Source organism: Eubacterium sp. AF34-35BH (assembly GCF_003477765.1).
Taxonomy (GTDB): domain Bacteria; phylum Bacillota; class Clostridia; order Lachnospirales; family Lachnospiraceae; genus Eubacterium_G.
In genome coordinates this window covers 191,135-211,901 of record NZ_QUDZ01000002.1, presented here as the reverse complement: position 1 = coordinate 211,901, position 20,767 = coordinate 191,135, and the positions used below count along the sequence as shown (strand labels likewise).

The 20,767-nt window shown below is 33.6% G+C and carries 18 protein-coding genes and 1 tRNA gene; 16 read left to right on the top strand and 3 right to left on the bottom strand.

Features of this window, described 5'->3' with window-relative positions; all coding sequences use genetic code 11:
* The 11 genes from DWZ69_RS03005 (at position 1) to DWZ69_RS02955 (ending at position 12,800) form a co-directional block, all read left to right on the top strand.
* Entirely contained in the window at positions 1–363 is a 363-nt protein-coding gene (locus DWZ69_RS03005; RefSeq protein WP_118436093.1) for a hypothetical protein, read from the top strand.
* Positions 364–404: 41 nt separating this feature from the next.
* The gene (locus DWZ69_RS03000; RefSeq protein WP_199640860.1) at positions 405–2,408 is read left to right on the top strand and encodes an aminopeptidase; all 2,004 of its coding nucleotides are present in this window, start codon (positions 405–407) and stop codon (positions 2,406–2,408) included.
* A 239-nt stretch (positions 2,409–2,647) separates the two neighbouring features.
* On the top strand, positions 2,648–3,148 hold the full coding sequence (gene purE / locus DWZ69_RS02995; protein ID WP_022165537.1) for a 5-(carboxyamino)imidazole ribonucleotide mutase: 501 nt from the start codon (positions 2,648–2,650) through the stop codon (positions 3,146–3,148).
* A 155-nt stretch (positions 3,149–3,303) separates the two neighbouring features.
* On the top strand, positions 3,304–4,329 hold the full coding sequence (gene purM, locus DWZ69_RS02990) for a phosphoribosylformylglycinamidine cyclo-ligase (RefSeq protein ID WP_117998605.1): 1,026 nt from the start codon (positions 3,304–3,306) through the stop codon (positions 4,327–4,329).
* A gap of 122 nt (positions 4,330–4,451) precedes the next feature.
* On the top strand, positions 4,452–5,045 hold the full coding sequence (gene purN, locus DWZ69_RS02985; RefSeq protein WP_118436091.1) for a phosphoribosylglycinamide formyltransferase: 594 nt from the start codon (positions 4,452–4,454) through the stop codon (positions 5,043–5,045).
* Positions 5,046–5,169: 124 nt separating this feature from the next.
* The gene (purD, locus tag DWZ69_RS02980) at positions 5,170–6,441 is read left to right on the top strand and encodes a phosphoribosylamine--glycine ligase (protein WP_118436089.1); all 1,272 of its coding nucleotides are present in this window, start codon (positions 5,170–5,172) and stop codon (positions 6,439–6,441) included.
* 46 nt (positions 6,442–6,487) lie between these two features.
* On the top strand, positions 6,488–8,074 hold the full coding sequence (locus DWZ69_RS02975) for a cadherin-like beta sandwich domain-containing protein (protein WP_118436087.1): 1,587 nt from the start codon (positions 6,488–6,490) through the stop codon (positions 8,072–8,074).
* A 115-nt stretch (positions 8,075–8,189) separates the two neighbouring features.
* Positions 8,190–10,718, top strand: coding sequence for an ATP-dependent Clp protease ATP-binding subunit (locus DWZ69_RS02970; protein ID WP_117998601.1), 2,529 nt, complete (start codon positions 8,190–8,192; stop codon positions 10,716–10,718).
* Between the two features lie 123 nt (positions 10,719–10,841).
* Positions 10,842–11,255 (top strand): hypothetical protein, encoded by a 414-nt coding sequence (locus DWZ69_RS02965; RefSeq protein ID WP_022165531.1) that lies wholly within the window; start codon positions 10,842–10,844, stop codon positions 11,253–11,255.
* 71 nt (positions 11,256–11,326) lie between these two features.
* Positions 11,327–12,682 carry a DNA repair protein RadA gene (radA, locus tag DWZ69_RS02960; protein WP_118436085.1) on the top strand — a complete coding sequence of 452 codons (1,356 nt, stop codon included), beginning with the start codon at positions 11,327–11,329 and terminating at the stop codon, positions 12,680–12,682.
* 47 nt (positions 12,683–12,729) lie between these two features.
* Positions 12,730–12,800, top strand: a tRNA-Trp gene (locus DWZ69_RS02955).
* A 271-nt stretch (positions 12,801–13,071) separates the two neighbouring features.
* Here the strand turns inward: DWZ69_RS02955 and DWZ69_RS02950 are convergent.
* Positions 13,072–13,590, bottom strand: a complete 519-nt coding sequence (locus tag DWZ69_RS02950; protein ID WP_117998599.1) for a TetR/AcrR family transcriptional regulator — start codon at positions 13,588–13,590, stop codon at positions 13,072–13,074.
* A gap of 145 nt (positions 13,591–13,735) precedes the next feature.
* Between DWZ69_RS02950 and DWZ69_RS02945 the strand changes: the two genes are divergently transcribed.
* On the top strand, positions 13,736–14,578 hold the full coding sequence (locus DWZ69_RS02945; RefSeq protein WP_117998598.1) for a DegV family protein: 843 nt from the start codon (positions 13,736–13,738) through the stop codon (positions 14,576–14,578).
* Between the two features lie 151 nt (positions 14,579–14,729).
* On the opposite strand, the gene DWZ69_RS02940 is transcribed toward DWZ69_RS02945, so the two are convergent.
* The gene (locus DWZ69_RS02940) at positions 14,730–15,455 is read right to left on the bottom strand and encodes a class I SAM-dependent methyltransferase (protein ID WP_158561028.1); all 726 of its coding nucleotides are present in this window, start codon (positions 15,453–15,455) and stop codon (positions 14,730–14,732) included.
* 321 nt (positions 15,456–15,776) lie between these two features.
* Positions 15,777–16,883: a fibronectin type III domain-containing protein gene (locus tag DWZ69_RS02935; protein ID WP_117998596.1), complete on the bottom strand. Its 1,107-nt coding sequence runs from the start codon at positions 16,881–16,883 to the stop codon at positions 15,777–15,779.
* A 402-nt stretch (positions 16,884–17,285) separates the two neighbouring features.
* Between DWZ69_RS02935 and DWZ69_RS02930 the strand changes: the two genes are divergently transcribed.
* Genes DWZ69_RS02930 through DWZ69_RS02915 form a run of 4 tightly spaced genes read left to right on the top strand, consistent with a single transcriptional unit; the run spans position 17,286 to position 20,747 of the window.
* The gene (locus tag DWZ69_RS02930) at positions 17,286–17,594 is read left to right on the top strand and encodes a hypothetical protein (RefSeq protein ID WP_117998595.1); all 309 of its coding nucleotides are present in this window, start codon (positions 17,286–17,288) and stop codon (positions 17,592–17,594) included.
* A 15-nt stretch (positions 17,595–17,609) separates the two neighbouring features.
* On the top strand, positions 17,610–19,622 hold the full coding sequence (locus DWZ69_RS02925; protein ID WP_117998593.1) for a V-type ATP synthase subunit I: 2,013 nt from the start codon (positions 17,610–17,612) through the stop codon (positions 19,620–19,622).
* Between the two features lie 2 nt (positions 19,623–19,624).
* Positions 19,625–20,113, top strand: coding sequence for a V-type ATP synthase subunit K (locus DWZ69_RS02920; protein WP_022165521.1), 489 nt, complete (start codon positions 19,625–19,627; stop codon positions 20,111–20,113).
* A gap of 40 nt (positions 20,114–20,153) precedes the next feature.
* The gene (locus DWZ69_RS02915) at positions 20,154–20,747 is read left to right on the top strand and encodes a V-type ATP synthase subunit E (protein WP_117998591.1); all 594 of its coding nucleotides are present in this window, start codon (positions 20,154–20,156) and stop codon (positions 20,745–20,747) included.
* The last annotated feature ends 20 nt before the right edge of the window (positions 20,748–20,767 follow it).

Here is a 20,767-nt window from a genome sequence, read left to right as displayed (position 1 = left end):
ATGAGTATAAAATTTTGGGATAAAAAGAAAAAAATAAAATTAGATGAAAAAGGGGACAAACCAGAGAAACATATACCACTTAGAAAATATACAAAAGGTGGCAAGAAGTCTACAGTTATGGGCCTTATTAGTCTTTTAATAATTGTGCTTGCAGTGGCAATATCAATAGCGTTAAAAGGCAAGGCAGGTGTTTACGTAGGACTTATGGTTTTTGTTTCTCTCATTGTTTCAGCCTGGGGGTTCGCAGTAGGTTTAAAGAGTTTTAGTGAAGAAAACAGATTTTTAAGATATACATACATAGGTACAATAGGAAATGCCGTAATATGGATTTTTATTTTAGGACTTTATTTAATCTATGTATAATTCAACTTATTAAAAAATAAAACTAAGCAAAGAGGAATGAAATGGATATAGTTAGAGAGCGTTATGAGATTGCAATTGAAAGAATAAAAGAAATTTCAACAGAAAATATTAGCAATGAAAAATATCAGGAATATTTTAGTAAGGTTGCTAAATTTATTTTGAAATTAAATTCTGTAAAAGATGAAATTGAAAGTGGCAGATTAAAGGAATATACCACAGAGCAATTAGAACAATTAAATTACGAACTTTATGAAGACATTTATAAAGAAAATTATGAAACATCTTTGGCTAATCCAAAGTTTGCCTGTGAAGAACTGGGAGAAGAATACGGCAGAATTCTATGCTATGTTTACAAAAAAATCAGAGATTTAATTGGCAATGTGTATAGACAGGAAATTGAAATTGTAACTTTAAGAATTGAGTTATTTATAGAGCTATTCTATTATTTTGAAAATTCTGAAGAGTTAGAATATCGAAGCATAGAAGAGGCTGTGTATTCATTTGAAAAAGATAATACAGAAATTTTTGTTGATGACATGGTTGACTGGAGAGTTAATCCGAAAAGAACTTTTGCAGTTGATATTGTAATGAACAGTGATTTAAATGACATTAGATATTTGTACATGTATGGAGAGCATATTGGTGCAAATGAAATTGGAATGGCACAGTATCTTAACAGCTTGAGCCAAAGTGAGATTGATAGTTTGGCGCATGTTTACACAGAAGGCTATAGAAAAGGCTTCGTTATTGCAGGGAAAGATTTGTCAATTAAGGATACCGTAGATATTAGATATAATATTGGTTTTGAGAGGATTATTAAATCAGCAATATTAGATTTTGAAAAAATGGGGCTTAAACCAATAATTTATCCATTAGGATATGGAAGCACAATGTGCAATAAACAGTATTGGTTTGACCATAAGTTTGATGAGGCATTATATCTTGATAAGGCTTTTGTTAAGCGCAAGTTAGAAGTGGCAAAACAGGCTTTTGAAAACAGAAAAGATTTGGCACTAAAGATGGCAGGCCCGGCTGTTATAGAAATATTTGGTGAAAATCCATTTGAGCCTGAAAGCAAAAAAGAAGCTTACAAGTTAACAAAGGAACAGCAGAAATTAAGTGCAGGCTATATTAATGAATACCAGAGAATCGTGCAGGAACATATTCCGGGAGACCAGAGAAGTTTTACAATTATTGCTTTTCCAATCCCTGAGTTTGGCCACAACTTTAAGGAAATGTTTGATGCAACAGTGAAGATTAATACACTTGATTCAGAGAAATACGAAATAATTCAGAATAAAATAATTGATGAATTAGACAAAGCAGATTATGTAAGGGTTGTGGGCAAAGGAGATAACAGAACCTATATTAATGTAAAACTACATGAACTTAACAATCCTGAAAAAGAAACTAATTTTGAAAATTGTCTTGCCGACGTAAACATTCCTTTAGGTGAAGTATTTACATCACCTGTTCTAAAGGGAACAAATGGTATATTACATGTAAGTGAAGTTTATTTAGGTGAATTGAAATATAAAGATTTAGAAATAAAATTTGAAGATGGAATGATTGCAGACTATGCCTGCAAAAATTTCCAGACAGAAGAGGAAAACAAAAAGTACATTAAAGAGAATGTAATGTACAACCACGAAACACTTCCTATTGGAGAGTTTGCCATTGGAACGAATACTACAGCTTATGCAATTGCAAATAAGTTTGATGTAGTGTACAAACTTCCAATATTAATTGTTGAAAAAATGGGCCCTCATTTTGCAGTAGGTGATACATGCTATTCTTTCGAGGAAGATGTGGAACTTCACAATCCTAATGGAAAAGAAATTATTGCAAAAGAAAACGAAGTTTCAGCCCTTAGAAAAACAGATATTGACAAGGCATATTTCAGTTGCCATACAGATATAACAATTCCTTATGATGAGTTAGGAGAAATTGTTGCTGTAACTAGAGACGGAGAAGAAATTGACATAATAAGAGATGGCAGATTTGTTTTAGCAGGTTGCGAATTGTTAAATGAACCACTTAAATAAAATTTAAAAATAAAGAAAACAAATTAATAGGGAAAACAAATTAAATAAAGAAAACAATACATTTAAACGAAAATGTATACAAAAATAAAGAAAATATCTTGTAATAAACATTATATTATCTTTTCGAAATAGTGGTTTTATGATAAAATAAAAGATGATTTTTGCTTGTTGTTTATTAGATAACAAGCATTTAACTATAAATTTAACTATACAAAGTTTATGAGAAAAAGGAGAGCAAAATGGCAAAAGTTGGTATTGTAATGGGTAGTGATTCAGACATGCCTATCATGAGCAAGGCAGCAGACATGTTGGAAAAATTTGGTATTGAATATGAGATGACAATTATTTCAGCTCATAGAGAACCTGATATTTTCTTTGAATGGGCAAAGGGTGCTGAAGAAAGAGGAATCAAAGTTATTATCGCAGGAGCTGGAAAAGCAGCTCATTTACCTGGTATGTGTGCAGCATTATTTAAAATGCCTGTAATTGGAATTCCAATGAAAACATCAGATTTAGGTGGAGTTGATTCTTTATATTCAATAGTTCAGATGCCATCAGGTGTACCTGTTGCAACAGTTGCAATTAACGGTGGTCAGAACGCAGGTATTTTAGCAGCACAGATTTTAGCAACATCAGATGATGCTCTTTTAGAAAAAATAAAAAATTACGCAGATGAAATGAAATCTGAAGTAGTAGCAAAAGACGCTAAATTAAAAGAAGTAGGATATAAAGCATACTAAGGCATTATATAACCTTGTAATATTTTCTGAGATAAATTAAGAGATTAAGGCGTTGGAGCCATTAAGTCATAATTGCTTAGAGAATATTATTGAAACAAGAATATTATTTAAACAACATTATTATTTTAAATCAACATTTAGGAGGAAGTAAGAAAATGGATTACAAGAAGGCAGGCGTAGATATTGAAGCAGGTTACAAGTCAGTAGAATTAATTAAAGGTTCTATTAAAGAAACAGTAAGACCTGAAGTTTTAGGTGGTATTGGTGGTTTTGCCGGTGCATTTGACATGAGTGCTTTTAAGAATATGGAAGAACCAATTTTAGTATCAGGAACAGACGGCGTAGGAACAAAGATTAAGCTTGCTTTTGTTTTAGATAAACATGATACAATCGGTATTGATTGTGTAGCTATGTGCGTAAACGATATAGTTTGTGGTGGTGGAGAACCATTATTCTTCTTAGACTACATTGCATGTGGTAAAAACTATCCTGAAAAGATTGCTGAGATTGTAAAAGGTGTTGCTGAAGGTTGTAAACAGTCAGGATGTGCTTTAATCGGTGGAGAAACAGCAGAACATCCGGGACTTATGCCTGAAGATGATTATGATTTAGCAGGATTTGCAGTAGGTGTTGTAGATAAGAAGGATTTAGTTACAGGAGAAGACATTAAGCCTGGAGACAAACTTATTGGAATTGCTTCATCAGGTGTACATAGTAACGGATTCTCATTAGTAAGAAAAGTATTTGACATGACAGAAGAGTCACTTAACAAATACTATGATGAATTAGGAACAACTTTAGGAGAAGCTTTACTTGCTCCAACAATTATATATGTAAAAGCCCTTAACTCAATTAAGGACGCAGGTGTTAAGATTCATGGTTGCAGCCATATTACAGGTGGTGGCTTCTATGAAAACATTCCAAGAATGCTTCCTGAAAATGTTAAGGCAGTAGTTAAGAAAGATTCTTATGAAATTCCACCAATCTTTAAATTACTTCAGAAGACTGGTGATATTGCAGAAGAAATGATGTACAACACATATAACATGGGGATTGGTATGTTATTAGCTGTTGATGAAGCTGACGTAGATAAGACAATGGAAGCCATCACAAAAGCAGGAGAAAAGTGCTTCGTAGTAGGTGAAGTTGTTGAAGGCGAAAAGGGCGTAGAATTAGTTTAAAATAAGTTAAAATTAACTTTAGTCGAGCTTTAAATTAATTTCAGATTAGTTTTGAATTAGCTTGAGATAGTTGTAATTGACACATAATTGAAACAAACAGCATTTAATCAAAAGAGGTTATTATGATTAGAGTAGGAGTTTTAGTTTCAGGTGGTGGAACTAATTTACAGGCAATTATTGATGCCGTAAAAAACAAGACAATAACTAATGCATCATTAGAAGTTGTTATAAGTAACAAAAAAGACGCATACGCATTAACAAGAGCAAAAGAAAACAACATTGCAGCAGAATGTGTTTGTGTAAAAGATTACGAAACAAGAGAAGAATTCAACAAAGCATTAATTGAAAAAATTGATTCATACAATTTAGACTTAATTGTGTTAGCCGGATTCTTAGTAGTATTACCACCGGAATTAATAGCAAAATATAGAAATAAAATTATAAATGTACACCCATCACTTATACCATCTTTCTGTGGAAATGGTTTCTATGGATTACATGTACATGAAAAAGCATTAGAACGCGGAGTAAAAGTTACAGGAGCTACAGTTCATTTCGTAGATGAAGGAACAGACACTGGCCCAATAATTTATCAGAAGGCAGTAGAAGTTTTACCTGACGATACACCTGAAATTTTGCAGAAACGTGTAATGGAACAGGCAGAGTGGAAAATACTTCCACAAGCCATCAACGCAATTGCAAACAATTTATTGTAAACACAAATATAGTACACTTTTAGGTTTACATTTATCAAAAAATATATTTCGGAAGCAGCGGGAGCGTGCTTTCGTGATACGCTTTTTGTAAAACGTATGGGAAACAAAAAGAGAGGAGTTTTAAATGAAAGTTCTTATTGTAGGAAGCGGCGGAAGAGAACATGCCATTGCAACAGCAGTAGCCAAAAGTTCAAAGGTGGACAAAATATATTGTGCACCGGGAAATGCCGGCATAGGACAAATCGCAGAATGTGTAAACATCGGTGCAATGGAATTTGACAAATTAGTAGAATTTGCAAAAAATAATGAAATAGATTTAACAGTTGTTGGTATGGACGATCCTTTAGTTGGAGGAATTGTTGATAAGTTTGAAGAAGCAGGACTTAGAGTGTTTGGTCCAAGAGAAAATGCAGCTATATTAGAAGGTTCAAAAGCATTTTCAAAGGACTTAATGAAGAAATATAATATTCCTACAGCAGCTTATGAAAATTTTGATACACCAGAAGAAGCAATGAAGTATCTTGAAACTTCAAAATATCCTATTGTTTTAAAGGCTGACGGATTAGCTCTTGGAAAAGGTGTTTTAATTTGTAATACAAAAGAAGAAGCAATGGATGGCGTTAAGGAATTAATGTTAGACAAAAAATTCGGTAATGCAGGTAACACAATTGTTATTGAAGAATTTATGACAGGTCGTGAAGTTTCAGTTCTTTCTTTTGTTGATGGAAAAGCAATTAAGATTATGACATCAGCTCAGGACCATAAGAGAGCAAAAGATGGCGACCAGGGACTTAACACAGGGGGTATGGGAACATTTTCACCAAGTCCATTCTATACAGAAGAAGTTGACGAGTTTTGTAAGAAATATGTTTACCAGGCTACAGTTGATGCCATGGCGTCAGAAGGAAGAGAATTCAAGGGAATTATTTTCTTTGGCTTAATGCTCACAGAAGATGGACCAAAAGTATTAGAATACAATGCAAGATTTGGTGATCCTGAAGCACAGGTAGTTCTTCCAAGAATGAAGAATGACATTATTGATGTATTTGAAGCTTGTATTGATGGAACATTAGATCAGATTGATTTACAGTTTGAAGATAACGCAGCAGTTTGTGTTGTACTTGCAAGTGATGGTTACCCTGTTTCTTACGAAAAAGGATTTGAAATCAAAGGTCTTGAGAAGTTTGAAAACAAGGAAGGTTATTATGTTTTCCATGCAGGAACAAAATTAGATAATGGAAAAATAGTAACTAATGGTGGTCGAGTTCTTGGTGTTACAGCAAAAGGTAAAGACTTAAAAGAGGCAAGAGCAAACGCTTACGAAGCAACAAAACTTATTGATTTTGAAAATAAATATATGCGTAATGATATTGGTAAAGCAATTGATGAAGCATAATAATTAAAAAGCTTGTATAAAATACAGGAGAAGAAAGGAAATAAAAATGAAGAAGTTAAAAAGCCTGTTAATTATGATAGCGGCAATGTCTGCTATGATGATTACAATGATTTTTACAGTTAGCGCTGATGAAACAACTGACTTGTCAGATTTAAAGGTTTATGCGATTGACAATTCAGGAAATCAGACAGAGGTGCCTTTAGATTTTAATTCAACTACATACGAATATAACTTAACAGTTAAGTCAACAGTAAAGTCAATTAAGATCGAGGCAACTGCAAAGGACAGCACATCACAGTGGTCAGTAGAAAAAGATGGTATCAATACTATAATGGATACCGGTGATAACTTAACAATAGTTGATGTTACATCATCAACAGGAGCTGTTCAGAAATATACTTTGAACACAAAGAAGTTAACAGAAGCAGAAGATGCAACATATAAAGAACCAAGCAGTAAAAAAAAGAAAACTTCAAAGAAAACTGCAACTGATTCTACAGTAAAGGTTGGAAAGAATACATTTACTATTTCAGAATCATTTAAAAAGTCAGAAATTCCTGAAGGATTTTCAAAGAGTACAGCAAAGTATAATGGAAACAGTTATACTTGCATTAAGGGAGACGTTAAGGAATTAACAGCTTTTTATTTAAAGGGTGATGAAACATCAGGTTTTTATATTTATGATAAGAGCCAGAAAAAGTTCTACCCAATGAGCAATATTAAAATAAAGAGCAGAATGTACACAATTGTACAGCCTAAGAAGGTAGACGGAATTGTAAAAGCTTACGATAAAAAGAAAGTTACAATTATTGATCAGGAAGTTAAAGCATGGGTACTTGATGAAGATGAAGGTATGTATCTTGTGTATGCAATGAACTGGAATGGTGATACTAATTTATACAGCTACGATGATAACGAAAAATGTTTCCAGAGATATTTAACATCATCAGACGCAAACCAGCAGTCAGAGGCAGCGGCTAAGGCATATAATAATTTACAGAAACAGTACAACCAGTTAGTTGATAAGTACAATGTTTTAATTAAAGTTTTATGCGGATTAGCAGTAGTAATCATTATTTTAATTTTTGTATCTATTAATTTAGGTATAAGTAAAAAAGAAAAGAAGATTAAAAAGACATATTCAGAGGATGAATTAAAAGATCCAAAGAAAGAAAAGAAAGCCCAGAAGAAGGCTGAAAAGAAAGCTAAAAAAGAAAACAAAAAGAAAAAATACGAAGAAGACGAAGATGATATTGATTCAGGAGTATCAATTGAAGAAGAGGAAGCAGAAGCAAAGAAAGTTGCTGAACCTTCAAAAGAAGAAGTAAAAGAAGCTCCTGAAGAAGTTGAAGAATTAAAGGAAGTTGACATTGATTCAGATGAACTTGTTGATATCGAAAAAGCTTTAGAAGCAGAGATAGCAAACGAAGTAGCGAAGAAAATTGATGAACCTGTAGAGGAACTTCCAAATGATAATACAATTACTACTGATGCAGAACAGATTAATGATAGCGCAGAAAACAGTGCTGAAGAGGTAAATGAATCAGAAGAAATCGATGCATACGATGATTCAGAAATTGATTTTGATGACGATGACGATGATGATGATTTCGAATTTATCGATTTAGATTAACGTAAGATTAAAGGGCAATTCTTTCATGAGAATTGCCCTTTATTTAAAAAATTGTAAAATAATGTACACATTTTTAGAGTATATTAAAATCCTAGACTAATATGGAGGGATGCATATGGAAAGTAGTAGATTTACCAGACAGACAATTGAAGCAATCGGATATGCAAAAGATGTGGCAATTGACTTGGGAATGGATTACATTGGAACAGAGCATATTTTGGCAGGTATTGCAAAAGTTACAGATGGAGTGGCTGCCAATATTTTATATAATTACAACTTAATGTACAAGGATATTATTAACGCAATCGAAGACGATATGGAAATAAAATCAAGGGTACGTTCAAAAACCAGAGCAAAAAATATAATGCCTTCAAACAGAGCACACGTATTACTTGGCAGAGCTGCTGAGGAAGCTGCAAGTCAGGGGATTCCACAAATAGGAACAGAACATATTCTTTTGGCAATATTAGCTGATCCTGATTGTGAAGCACATTGCATATTAGCAAGCTTCGGCATTAACTTAAAAAAAGTTTGTGTGGATATTCTTAATTTGACAAATAGAGATGCAAACGAAGTTAAAAACTACATTAAGCCTGCAAAGAGGGGCAGAAGTGCAGCTCAGGCAAGTCCCATACCTACTTTGGAAAAGTACGGTAGGGATTTAACAGCCGAGGCAAAGGCGAACAAACTTGATCCTGTAGTTGGACGTGAAAATGAAATAGGAAGAATTATCCAGATATTAAGCCGAAGAACAAAGAACAACCCATGCTTAATTGGTGAACCTGGCGTTGGTAAGACTGCAATTGTTGAGGCCATTGCATGGCGTATTTGTGAAGGAACAGTTCCCAAAACAATGGCTGGCAAAAGAATTTTCAGCCTTGATTTATCAGGAGCAGTAGCTGGTTCCAAATACAGAGGTGAGTTTGAAGAAAGATTAAAAAACATAATTGATGAAGTACAAAATTCAGGAAACATAATTTTATTTATAGATGAAATTCATACAATAGTAGGTGCCGGTGGAGCAGAAGGCTCAATGGATGCGTCAAATATTTTGAAACCTTCATTAACTAAGGGCAATTTGCAGGTGATTGGGGCAACTACAATTTCTGAATTTAGAAAATATTTCGAAAAAGATGCAGCTTTAGAGAGAAGGTTTCAGCCGGTAACAGTTGAGGAACCAACTGAAGAACAGGCCGTGGAAATACTAAAAGGTCTAAAATCTGCTTATGAAGATTTTCATAACGTTACAATCTCAGATGAGGCAATTAGGGCAGCGGTAAAATTATCATCAAGATATATTAACGACAGAAATTTACCTGATAAGGCAATAGATTTAATTGATGAAGCATGTTCAAAAATGCGAATTAGGGAAGTTCCAAAACCAAAGTCTGTAAAAGATAAGGAAATTGATGTTGCAGAACTTAACTTAGAACTTGAAATGTGTGTAAGACATGCTGATTTTAAGAGTGCAACAGAAATAAAGAAGCAGCTGGACAAGGCTCAGAACAAGTTAAACAAGGCAATTGCAAAATGGGAAGGCACAGAAGAAGAGTTTCGCCCTATTATAACAGAAAACTCAATTGAGGAAGTTGTTGCAATGTGGACAGGTATACCGGTAACAAGACTTGAGAAAAATGAGCAGAAGAGACTTCTTGATTTGGAAAAAGTTTTACACAAGAGAATGATAGGGCAGGAAGAAGCCGTAAGTGCAGTTGCTAAGGCTGTAAGAAGAGGTAGAGTAGGACTTAAAAATCCTAACAGACCTATTGGTTCATTCCTTTTCCTAGGGCCTACAGGTGTTGGAAAAACTGAATTGTCTAAAACTTTGGCAGAGGCAGTTTTTGGAACAGAAGACTCAATTATCAGGGTTGATATGTCTGAATACATGGAGAAACATAGTGTGTCAAAATTAATTGGCTCACCACCGGGATATGTTGGATTTGAAGATGGCGGTCAGTTAAGCGATAAGGTTAGACAGAACCCATATTCTGTAGTGCTTTTTGATGAAATAGAAAAGGCACATCCGGATGTATTTAATGTACTTTTACAGGTATTAGATGATGGTCATATTACGGATTCTAAAGGAAGAAAAGTAAGTTTTAAGAATACAATTATCATAATGACAAGTAATGCCGGTGCCAATAGAATAGTAGATCCTAAGCATTTAGGCTTCAGTCAGGGTGATACAGAAAAAGCCGACTACGAAAAGATGAAGGCAAATGTTATGGAAGAAGTTAAGCTAATGTTCAGACCTGAATTCTTAAACAGAATTGATGACATTATTGTATTCCATACATTAAGTGAAAGCGAAGTAAAGAGTATTGTATCATTAATGCTTAAAAATCTTGCAAAGCAGGTTAAAGAACAGATGGATATAGCTTTATCTTTCACGTCATCTCTTAAAACTTATCTTGCAAAAGAAAGTTACGACAAGAAGTTTGGCGCAAGACCACTTAGAAGAATGATTCAGAATAAGGTTGAGGATATGCTTGCTGAGGAGGTACTTGCCGAAAAAGTGAAGGCAGGAGATAAAGTAACTGTTGGCTATAAGAGCAATAAGGTTGCATTCAAAGTAAAAGAGGAGCCTAAGGAAGAATCTAAGAAAGAGTCAGAGAAAAAATCAGAGAAAAAATGGAGGGACTAAAATTCCCTAATTGAATAAAAAAAATCAAGACTATTACACTAGAAAGCTAATGAAAAAATATGGTAAGTGTGATAGAATGATTTTAAGATAAATCGCATCGGCGAATAATTACAGGAGGAAGAAATGGCAATCATTAAGGAATTAATAAAGAAAGAAAGCAATGGAACAATTAGCTTTGGAAATTACGAATTAGATGCAAAGAAGAAGGTGTCAGATTTTGAAGTTTCAGGAGATATGTATAAGGTAAAAACATGGAATGAAATTACCAAATTAGAAAGAAACGGAACATTCGTATATGAATCACTTCCGGGAACAGCAGTAAACGTATTTAAGGAGACTGCTGATGAAGTAAGTTTCTTCGTAGATGGAATGGGACAGACTCAGATTACTTTAGAATTAGAAGCAAACAAGGAATACAAAGTATTTGTTAATGATAAAGATCTTGGAGTTTCAAAGACAGATATTGGTGGAAAGCTTACATTTGATGTAGACTTACAGAAAGGTGTAATGACAACAGTTAAGGTCGTTGCAGCGTAATTAAATATATGATTAAGTAAAGGTCCGTAAGGGCCTTTCTTAATATTCAAAAATAGAATAAGGGGAAGTAAATGGCAAAAGCAGATAAGACAGTATTTTTTTGTAAAGAATGTGGATATGAATCAGCAAAATGGCTAGGTCAGTGTCCTGGATGTAAAGAGGTGGGGACTTTTGTGGAAGAGCCCAAAGGTCCTAAAAATAAAACAATAAGAAGAAATGTAACAAGTTCAATGCCTGTAACAATCAATGAAGTTAAGGCAGATGATGAAGAAAGAATAAGCACAGGTTTTAGTGAATTAGACAGGGTTCTCGGAGGTGGTGTTGTGCCGGGAGGTTTAATTTTAGTTGGTGGTGATCCTGGTATTGGAAAATCAACATTGCTTCTTCAGGTTTGTAGAAACATGTCAGCTTCAGGAAAGAAAATATTATATATTTCAGGAGAAGAATCTTTAAAGCAAATTAAGCTTCGGGCAAACAGAATGGGAGAGTTCAGCAATAATTTAAGTTTATTATCAGAAACAAGTCTTGATAATATTGAAGCAGTTGTTACGGAAACAAAGCCTGATGCAGTAGTAATTGACTCTATTCAGACAATTTATAGGGAAGATATTAGTTCAGCACCGGGAAGTGTTAGTCAGGTAAGAGAATCCACTAACACATTAATGCAAATAGCAAAAGGACTGACCATTCCGATTTTTATTGTTGGTCATGTTACAAAAGAAGGTGTAGTGGCTGGACCTAGAGTTTTAGAGCACATGGTAGATACGGTTTTGTATTTTGAAGGAGACAGACATGCTGCGTACCGTATTTTGCGAGGTGTAAAAAACAGATTCGGCTCAACCAATGAAATTGGTGTTTTTGAAATGAGAGAGGAAGGACTAAGACAGGTTTTAAATCCATCTGAATTTATGCTTGAGGGACGCCCTACTGACGCGTCAGGCTCAGTGGTTGCGTGTTTAATGGAAGGAACAAGACCTATTTTGGTTGAAGTGCAGGCATTGATTAATCATACAGCTTTCGGTATGCCAAGAAGAACAGCAGTTGGAACGGATTATAACAGAGTTAATTTGCTTATGGCAGTTATTGAAAAGAGAATGGGTATACAAATGGGCGACTACGATGCCTATGTTAATGTGGCTGGGGGTATGAAAGTAAATGAGCCGGCAATGGATTTAGCATTGGTAATGGCACTAATTAGTAGTTACAAAAACAGGGCAATAGATCCGGCAACATTAGTGTTTGGAGAAGTAGGTCTTTCGGGAGAAGTTCGTGCAGTATCAAATGTACAACAGAGAGTTATGGAAGCTAAAAAATTGGGCTTCAAACGCTGTATACTTCCGGCAGTATCAGTGAAATCTTTAAAAGACGTTGAAGGAATTGAATTAGTAGGCGTAAAAAACATAAAAGAAGCTGGAGAAAATATTTGACATATTAGGTGCGTTATGGTATAAATATACTTGTGCTTAAACGCAATAGGGGCATAGTTCATCGGTAGAATAAGAGTCTCCAAAACTCCAGAGCTGGGTTCGATTCCTAGTGCCCCTGTTATTTATAAAGATATTATTTAGAGTTTCCTTTAAATAATATCTTTTTTTTGTAGCAAAAGCCTGATAAGCGATATCGTGCTTGCACGAAATATCATTTGTCAGGCGTAAGAGCATCGAAAAGCTATGCTTTGAGATATCTGCTGGCTGCAATCGAGTAGGAGCCAGCCTACTCGATTACAATATTGCTTTAAAGAGAAATTAAGAAGTTGAGAGGATTTTAACGGAATAATAAATAAATTGCAATTTATAAATTGCTTATTAGTTGTGAATTAACACAATTGATGAGCAATTTTTTCAGGGCTTTCTATTTTGCCATTTTCTTCCCATTTAATAAATGTATTTAAAATGGCTCCGGCAAAATAGTAGGCTTTGTATAATGAAATTCCGTATTTAGGAACTACTATATTTTCCATATATTCATTAGTGGCGTTGATTAATAGAGAATATAATCCGGCGTTACATAGTGCAACAAAAAAATTAGAATATTTGTCGAAATATATTAGAGCATTTAATATATTTTCGTAGTTTGGAAATGTACTTGAAGTACTTGTATCATAAATATCTATATACCCGGAAATAATTTCGTTAAGGTAATCATTAAGAACTTCGTCTTTTGTGTGATAATATTTATAAAATGTCATTCTTGAAACGCCTGCTTTTACAGCTAAATCTAAAATCTTTATTTTACTATATGATTTTTCTTTCATAAGGGCAACCATTGCCTCGCCTATACACATTCGTGTGAATTTATTTCGTTTTGTGTAATTACTAATAGATAATTTATTCATGATAATTCCTTTCAAAAGTTTACATTTTTGACATTTATGTAAATTGTAGCATAACAAAGATAATAGTACAATAGTATGTAGTAATGAATACTACATCACATATTTTTTGTAGAAAAGATAATATTGCTGTCGAGAGGAGACTAATATGAAATATGCAGTAATCGTGGATTCAAGTTGCGATTTGGTAATAGAAAATAAAACTGAAAATAATATATACATGGATAGAGTTCCACTTAGATTAAGAGTAGGGGAGAGGGAATATGTAGACGATTTTAATTTGGACATTAAATCTTTTATGGAAGACATGAAATCATATCATGGAACAAGTGGGAGTGCAGCACCAAGTCCTGAGGAATGGTATAATGCTTTTAGGCAGGCAGATGAAGTGTTTGCGGTTACTATTTCAGGTGAGTTGTCAGGCAGTTATAGTAGTGCGTCAGTTGGAAAACACATGGCATTAGAAGATGAGCCTGAAAAGAAAATCCACATATTCGATTCGAAGTCAGCAGGAGCCGGCTTAACACTTATTGTAAGAAAGATTCAGGAACTGATCGCAAAAGAAAAATCTTTTGAAGAAATAGTTGAAGCAGTTGAAGAGTATAAAACAAAAATTAAAACATTCTTTATTTTGGAATCAATCGACAATCTTGTAAAAAATGGTCGTGTAAGTGCCTTAAGTGGCAAACTTGCAGGAATGCTTGGCATTAAGATTTTAGGTCAGGGTTCAAGTGAAGGAAAAATCGAGTTGTTAAGAAAAATTAGAGGAAAAGATGCTATTTACAAAAAGACTGTTCAGGATATGCTTGCCAATGGATATAAGGGTGGCAATCTTGTTATAAGTCAGTGCTTTAACAAAGAAAAAGTTCAGTTCTTGTTAGACAATTTACGTGAACACACAGAAGTTGGCAAGGTAGAAACCATGCCAACAAGTGGGTTATGTAGTTTTTATGCTGAAATGGGTGGCATAATTTTAGCCTATGAAATATAAGAGTTTTATAGAATTGAGATAGTGCAATATAAGAATTTTAGAAGATTGGAATAATAGAATATTATAATAAAAAGTACCGACCCTTATTAGGTATGGATATGCTGATTTCAATACATGTTCATATAACTAAGGATCGGTACTTTTATGTAAATTATTTCTTCTGTAATAAAAACAGGCGATTCATGCCTTCCTGCCAAGGATATGGAAATTCCAGATATCTTATGATTTCATAGTGCTTCTCAAAACTTTGTTTCCAGGAGGCAGTGTCTAATTCTCTATAGCGAAGAATACCGTTTTCTTCAAAAAGATTATCTTTAATTTGAGTAAACCCCCACTGCTTCATATCTGTCTTTTCGTAAAATGGATTTAATTTTACAAACATAAGTCCCTTTGGGGCGAGAAGTTTTGTAAGACCTTTAAAAGTCTTTAAGGCAATATCTTTTGGCATAACATCTAGAACGTTTGACAGTATGATTCCGTCAAAAGGTTTGCCGTTATAATTATCAAAATATGAAATATCTCCCATCTCAAAATTAAGGTTAGTGTATTTGTTTACGGTTGCAAATTCTTTGGCAAAATTGATGCCTGTTTCAGATAAATCAATACCAAGACCTGAATCCATGTTTCCAAATTCATAACATTGGAAAAGAACATCCCCTGTACCACAACCAAAATCTAATATGTTTTTGCATTTGCTTGCAAAAATATCCAGACATATATCGAACATTGGCTCAACAGAAAGAGACTTACCTTTTAAATCTATGATTTGGCATTTGGAATAAACATCATTCCACATGTTAATAGACCTGTCGTAATCACGTTCTATTTTTTCGTCAATGTTCTTTTTAGGTTCAGCTTGTTCATATTCATTATTCATCACAAATACCTCTTTTCTAACATTTTCATATATTATTGTAGCATTTGTTTTCTCTTTATGAAATAGGAAGTTATCTGCAAAAAATAATGTATAAAGAACTAATCTGCCAAAAAAAAAAAAAAATATATATATATATATAAAGAAATAATGCATAAAAAACAGCATATAAAAAAGAACCAAGGGAATAACCATAACTAGAAAAAATTCCGGATATAGTTATTGCTGTGGTTCTTTTTTACTTTTATGAAACTATGAATATAGTTACAAAATTGTGTAGTTACTTAACATTTATTATTATTATTATTGAGTAATACACTGGTGTTATTTCAACAATGAAATTGAATGAGAAATTGTGCTTGCTCCGCTACCGGTTGTAGTAGTGTTAGCGTTGTTGCAAATATAAACCTGATTACCATTTCCCATACCACCCTGGATAACCCAGTGCTTGCAGTTGCCATTCCATGACTTAATCCAACTTGTATTCTTTGAACATTTAATACCAACTTCAGTGTTTAAATATTCAACAAGGTCTGATTTAGAATCAAAGCGACCAATATAGACAGCAACGTGTGTTGCCCGGCCGCCTTTACTATAGGCAATGATATCTCCCGCATCTAATGAATCAATATCATTAGTAGAAGTAACAGCAGTGTGGGTTAAACCTGATGATTTAACAGGATATGTAGTGGATTTGACTTTTCCTGATTTCTTATAAGTGCTTTGTTTTAATGAATAATTATAAGAAACTTTTGCGTAGCCGTTTTTCCAACTGTTAGCAGTAGGACTGCCCTGTAATTTGAAATTAGTAACTTCCTTTGAAGTTTTAACTTTTGTGCCAGATGACTCAACATATTTTTTCACTAAAACATTACATGGATAATGTTTGTTTACATTATTGGTAATTAATTTCTTTAACTGTTTATTAAAGTTGATTTTCAGTTTCTTGTAAGATGTCTTGTATTTTACAGGCTTAGAAACTGAAGTATTAGTGTTTGGACTATATGTTTTTATTTTGTAATAATAAGTTGTGTTACTCTTTATACTTTTGTCTGTGTAACTTGTAGTTTTCTTACTTTTAATAGTTTTTACAGGCTTGTAGCCTTTTGATTTTTTTTTGCTTCGGTAAATTTTGTACTTTGAAACATTGACCTTTTTCCAAGTGATTTTGATTCCGGTTTTTGTATCGGAAATGCCTTTAACATAAGTTTTAGGGGCAAAGGTGTCATACGTATTAGTTGTAGTATTTTCATTAGTGGTTGCTTCAATGTTTGTGAGAGTTGTTACTCCATCAGTATGGCTTGTAGCCGTTACATTTTCGTTAATTAAAATATTTGTATTATTAGAATTGTCATTTGCTTTTGTAATTACACATGTCATAAGAACTAACGACATTGTTAGTGATGGTATGATATGCATTTTTCTGCTCATATTAATTCCTAACCTTCTTTCTTAAATGAATTAGCCATATACTAACACATACTTGTTACAAAATCAAGACAAATATTACAAAAATATTACAAACAAGAAAGAAAATGTTACAATTTGGCGGAAAATAAAGAAAATATAGGCTTAAAAATTATATAGGTAGGCTTTTAAACTCACATAAATTCTCCCATAATATTAAAAATAACCACATAAAAAAACTAAATTATGATATAATAAAACAAGAATTTGGTACGGATAAAAGACAAAATATACAATATGTAAGGTTTATATACAATTGACGTAAATTGGAACTTGTATATAAAAAAGAGACAGACTATTATAAAATTTATAAGGTAACTTTAGGAGGAGTATAAGCGAAGGATTTTTAGAAAGGAAGGGATAAGTATGATAAAGGAAACTATTGATGCTGTACGAGTAGCTGAGATGGAAGCGGAGAAGCAGATTCAGGTGGCAAAGGATAACGCAGCAGGAAGGAAAGCAGAATTAGATTCAATGAAGGCACAACTTAGAAAAGAAAAGTTGACGAAAGCACAGGAAGAAGCTAAGAAGGCAATGGATGAAGTAGTTTCAGAATGCAAAAACTATGATTTGGAAATGGACAAGGAAATCCAAATGAAGGTAATGGAACTTAGAGATTTGGCAAAAGAAAGGAAGGACAACGCAATTAAAGCAGTAATACAGGCATTGGCTTAAAAGTTAGGAGGTATTATGGCAGTTTTAGAAATGCGCAAAATAAACATTTGTGCTTTAAAAAAGGATAGAAAGAAAATTCTTGAATTTTTACAGAGAAAAGGCTGTCTGGAAATACATGAAACTGAAAATAAAGACTCTGTTTTTCAAAAAGTAAATACAGCAACACAGATTTCAATTTTTCAAAGGAATGCGGCATTAGCGGAAAATGCACTTAACATTCTTGAAAAATTCTATCCGGAAAAAACATCAATGTTTTCAAGTTTAGAAGGAAAGAAAGAAATTGGAATAAGTGAATTTAAGAAGTCTACTGAGAATCAACAGGAAATAATGAGTGTGGCAAAAGATATTATTCAGTTAAATAAAGCGGTAGATGAAAAGATTGCTGAAAAAGCAAGACGTTATGACGAAATAGAAGCCCTTAAGCCATGGGCAGAACTTGATGTTCCAATGAATTATAAAGGAACAAAGAAAACAGGATTTTTACTTGGAACTATTTTAGGAACTTATACGGAGAATCAACTGATTAACAGATTAGAGAGCTTGGAGGAACTGCCAAAGTCCACGTACGCTCAGATTTTTAGTTCAGATAAGTTTCAAACTTATATAGCAGTAGTATTTCTGAAACAGGACGAAGAAAAAACGGAGAAGGCACTTAGGGGGGTGGGCTTTAACAGACCACCTATTATGACCAGCCATCTTCCAAAAGAATCGGTAAAAAAGAGAGAAAAAGTTATTACTATTCTTGATAATGAAATACAGGAAATCAAAAATAAAATAAAAGAATATAGTGAAAGAAGAATTGAACTAAAGGAAATTTCAGATTATTACACAATCAGAGCCGAAAAATATAGAGCTTTGGGAGAAATTCTTCAAACAAAACATACATTTTTTGTTACAGGTTTTATTCCAAAGAAAGAGATTGAAAGTTTAAGAATGAACTTGGAAAATGACTACACTGTGGCAATAGATGTGGAAGCACCAAAGGATAACGAAGATGTACCTGTTCTTTTATCTAACAGTAAAACAGCAGGAGCAGTTGAAGGAGTTGTAACTTCTTTTGGTTATCCAACAAAAACAGAAATTGATCCAACATTAATTACGGCATTTTTCTATTATTTCTTTTTTGGAATAATGTTAAGTGATGCAGCTTACGGCTTGCTTATGTTTCTTGGTTGTTTATGGGCGCTTAAAAAGTTTCCTAACATGGAAGAATCCATGGGGAAAACATTACGAATGTTTAAGAACTGTGGAATTTCAACTTTAATATGGGGCATACTTTTTGGTGGATATTTTGGTGATGCAATAACTGTTATTGGTAGCACCTTCTTTGGTGTAAAAATAACAATACCCGCATTGTGGTTTACTCCTATAGAGCAACCAATGAGAATGTTGATTTATTGCATGATTTTCGGAATTATACATTTGTTTGTTGGCCTTGGAATTAAAGGCTACATGATGCTAAAACAAAAAGATGTTATGTCATTTGTATGTGACGTAGTGCTTTGGTATGTATTTTTAATAGGCTTAATTTTATTGTTAGTGCCAACATCAATTTTTGCATCTCTTGCAGGAACAACAATAGTATTTCCGGCTTGGGCTAATATGCTGGCAAAGGTTATGGCTATTGGTGGCATGGTTGGAATACTTTTAATGGCAGGAAGAAGGGCAAAGAACCCTGTTAAGAGATTACTACTTGGAGCATATAGTCTTTATGATACAACAAGCTGGCTTAGTGATTTGTTATCGTACTCAAGACTTTTGGCTTTGGGACTTGCGACAGGTGTAATTGCACAGGTTATTAATACAATGGCAGCCATGGGCGGCAAGTCGGTAGTTGGTGTGATAATGTTTATTGTTATTTTCATTATTGGTCATACATTTAATATGGCAATTAATTTATTAGGTGCTTATGTTCATACAAACAGACTTCAGTATGTGGAATTTTTCGGAAAATTCTTTGAAGGTGGAAGTAGAGAGTTTAAGCCATTTAAGGAAAATACAAAATACGTGAAAGTAAAGGAGAATTAGTTATGGGAGAATTTTTTAATAATTTAGGTTTATTTTATGCTTTATTAGGAGCGGCTCTTGCAGTGCTAATGGCAGGTATGGGCTCAGCAATTGGAGTAGGTACGGCAGGTCAGGCTGCCTCAGGCGTTATGACAGAAGATCCATCAAAGTTTGCTAAAGTATTAGTAATGCAGTTACTACCTGGTACTCAGGGACTTTATGGTTTGTTAATCGGCTTCGTAACTTTATCAAAAATCGGAATTATCGGTGGAAATGCAGTAAGTATTTCAGCGTTACAGGGACTTGAAATTTTGGCAGCATGTTTACCAATTGCAATTGTTGGTCTTGTTTCTGGAAAACATCAGGGCAAAACAGCAGCCGCTAGTATTGGTATTATAGCAAAAAGACCGGAACAGTTTGCAAAGGCAATGCTTTTCCCTGCAATGGTTGAAACTTATGCAATTCTTGCATTACTTATTTCATTCCTTGCAATTAACGGTATCGCATTATAAAAATTACACATTAACATATTAGAGTAAATGGGAGAAGTGTATGAGTGGATTGAATAATATTATAAAAGAAATCCAGGCAAGTGCTAAAGAAGAAGCAGATGCTATTTTAAAAGAAGCAGATGATTTCTGTAATGCACAGATGGAAGAGGCAAAAATTGAGATTGAAAAAGAAATTAAGGGATTTGAAAAAAAATCTCTTGCCTCAAGAAAGCTATACAAAGAAAAAACAAAATCTTCTGCCGGTTTTAGAGAAAGAAATGCAATTCTAAATAATAAACAAAAATGTATAAACGATGTAATCGAAAGTGCAATTTGCAAAATAGAAAATTTAGACGCAACAGAATATTTTGATTTTCTTGAAAAGTTATTTAATAAAAATGTGCAAAGTGGCACGGGTGTAATGTACATTAGCACAAGCGACAAAGACAGAATGCCTGAAGATTTTGTTAAGAAAATAGAGAAGATAGCAAAAGAAAAAAATGGCAGTATTACCATTGAAGATAGCAGGGACAATGTAGAAAACGGCTTTGTTCTTGTTTACGGAGACATTGAAGAAAACTGTCAGATTAAAGCTTTGTTTAATGGTCAGCTAGACAGGTTAAAAGACATAGCTAACAGAGAACTATTTGGATAGGAGAAAATATATTAGGAGGA

Excerpts from the sequence above, each read along its gene's own strand:
- DWZ69_RS02975 (WP_118436087.1), top strand. The coding sequence starts at position 6,488 with ATGAAGAAGTTAAAAAGCCTGTTAATTATGATAGCGGCAATGTCTGCT.
- purM (WP_117998605.1), top strand. The coding sequence starts at position 3,304 with ATGGATTACAAGAAGGCAGGCGTAGATATTGAAGCAGGTTACAAGTCA.
- purE (WP_022165537.1), top strand. The coding sequence starts at position 2,648 with ATGGCAAAAGTTGGTATTGTAATGGGTAGTGATTCAGACATGCCTATC.
- DWZ69_RS02945 (WP_117998598.1), top strand. The coding sequence starts at position 13,736 with ATGAAATATGCAGTAATCGTGGATTCAAGTTGCGATTTGGTAATAGAA.
- DWZ69_RS02915 (WP_117998591.1), top strand. The coding sequence starts at position 20,154 with ATGAGTGGATTGAATAATATTATAAAAGAAATCCAGGCAAGTGCTAAA.
- DWZ69_RS03000 (WP_199640860.1), top strand. The coding sequence starts at position 405 with ATGGATATAGTTAGAGAGCGTTATGAGATTGCAATTGAAAGAATAAAA.
- radA (WP_118436085.1), top strand. The coding sequence starts at position 11,327 with ATGGCAAAAGCAGATAAGACAGTATTTTTTTGTAAAGAATGTGGATAT.
- DWZ69_RS02920 (WP_022165521.1), top strand. The coding sequence starts at position 19,625 with ATGGGAGAATTTTTTAATAATTTAGGTTTATTTTATGCTTTATTAGGA.
- DWZ69_RS02965 (WP_022165531.1), top strand. The coding sequence starts at position 10,842 with ATGGCAATCATTAAGGAATTAATAAAGAAAGAAAGCAATGGAACAATT.
- DWZ69_RS02925 (WP_117998593.1), top strand. The coding sequence starts at position 17,610 with ATGGCAGTTTTAGAAATGCGCAAAATAAACATTTGTGCTTTAAAAAAG.
- purD (WP_118436089.1), top strand. The coding sequence starts at position 5,170 with ATGAAAGTTCTTATTGTAGGAAGCGGCGGAAGAGAACATGCCATTGCA.
- DWZ69_RS02930 (WP_117998595.1), top strand. The coding sequence starts at position 17,286 with ATGATAAAGGAAACTATTGATGCTGTACGAGTAGCTGAGATGGAAGCG.
- DWZ69_RS02935 (WP_117998596.1), bottom strand. The coding sequence starts at position 16,883 with ATGAGCAGAAAAATGCATATCATACCATCACTAACAATGTCGTTAGTT.
- DWZ69_RS02950 (WP_117998599.1), bottom strand. The coding sequence starts at position 13,590 with ATGAATAAATTATCTATTAGTAATTACACAAAACGAAATAAATTCACA.
- DWZ69_RS03005 (WP_118436093.1), top strand. The coding sequence starts at position 1 with ATGAGTATAAAATTTTGGGATAAAAAGAAAAAAATAAAATTAGATGAA.
- DWZ69_RS02940 (WP_158561028.1), bottom strand. The coding sequence starts at position 15,455 with ATGAATAATGAATATGAACAAGCTGAACCTAAAAAGAACATTGACGAA.
- DWZ69_RS02970 (WP_117998601.1), top strand. The coding sequence starts at position 8,190 with ATGGAAAGTAGTAGATTTACCAGACAGACAATTGAAGCAATCGGATAT.
- purN (WP_118436091.1), top strand. The coding sequence starts at position 4,452 with ATGATTAGAGTAGGAGTTTTAGTTTCAGGTGGTGGAACTAATTTACAG.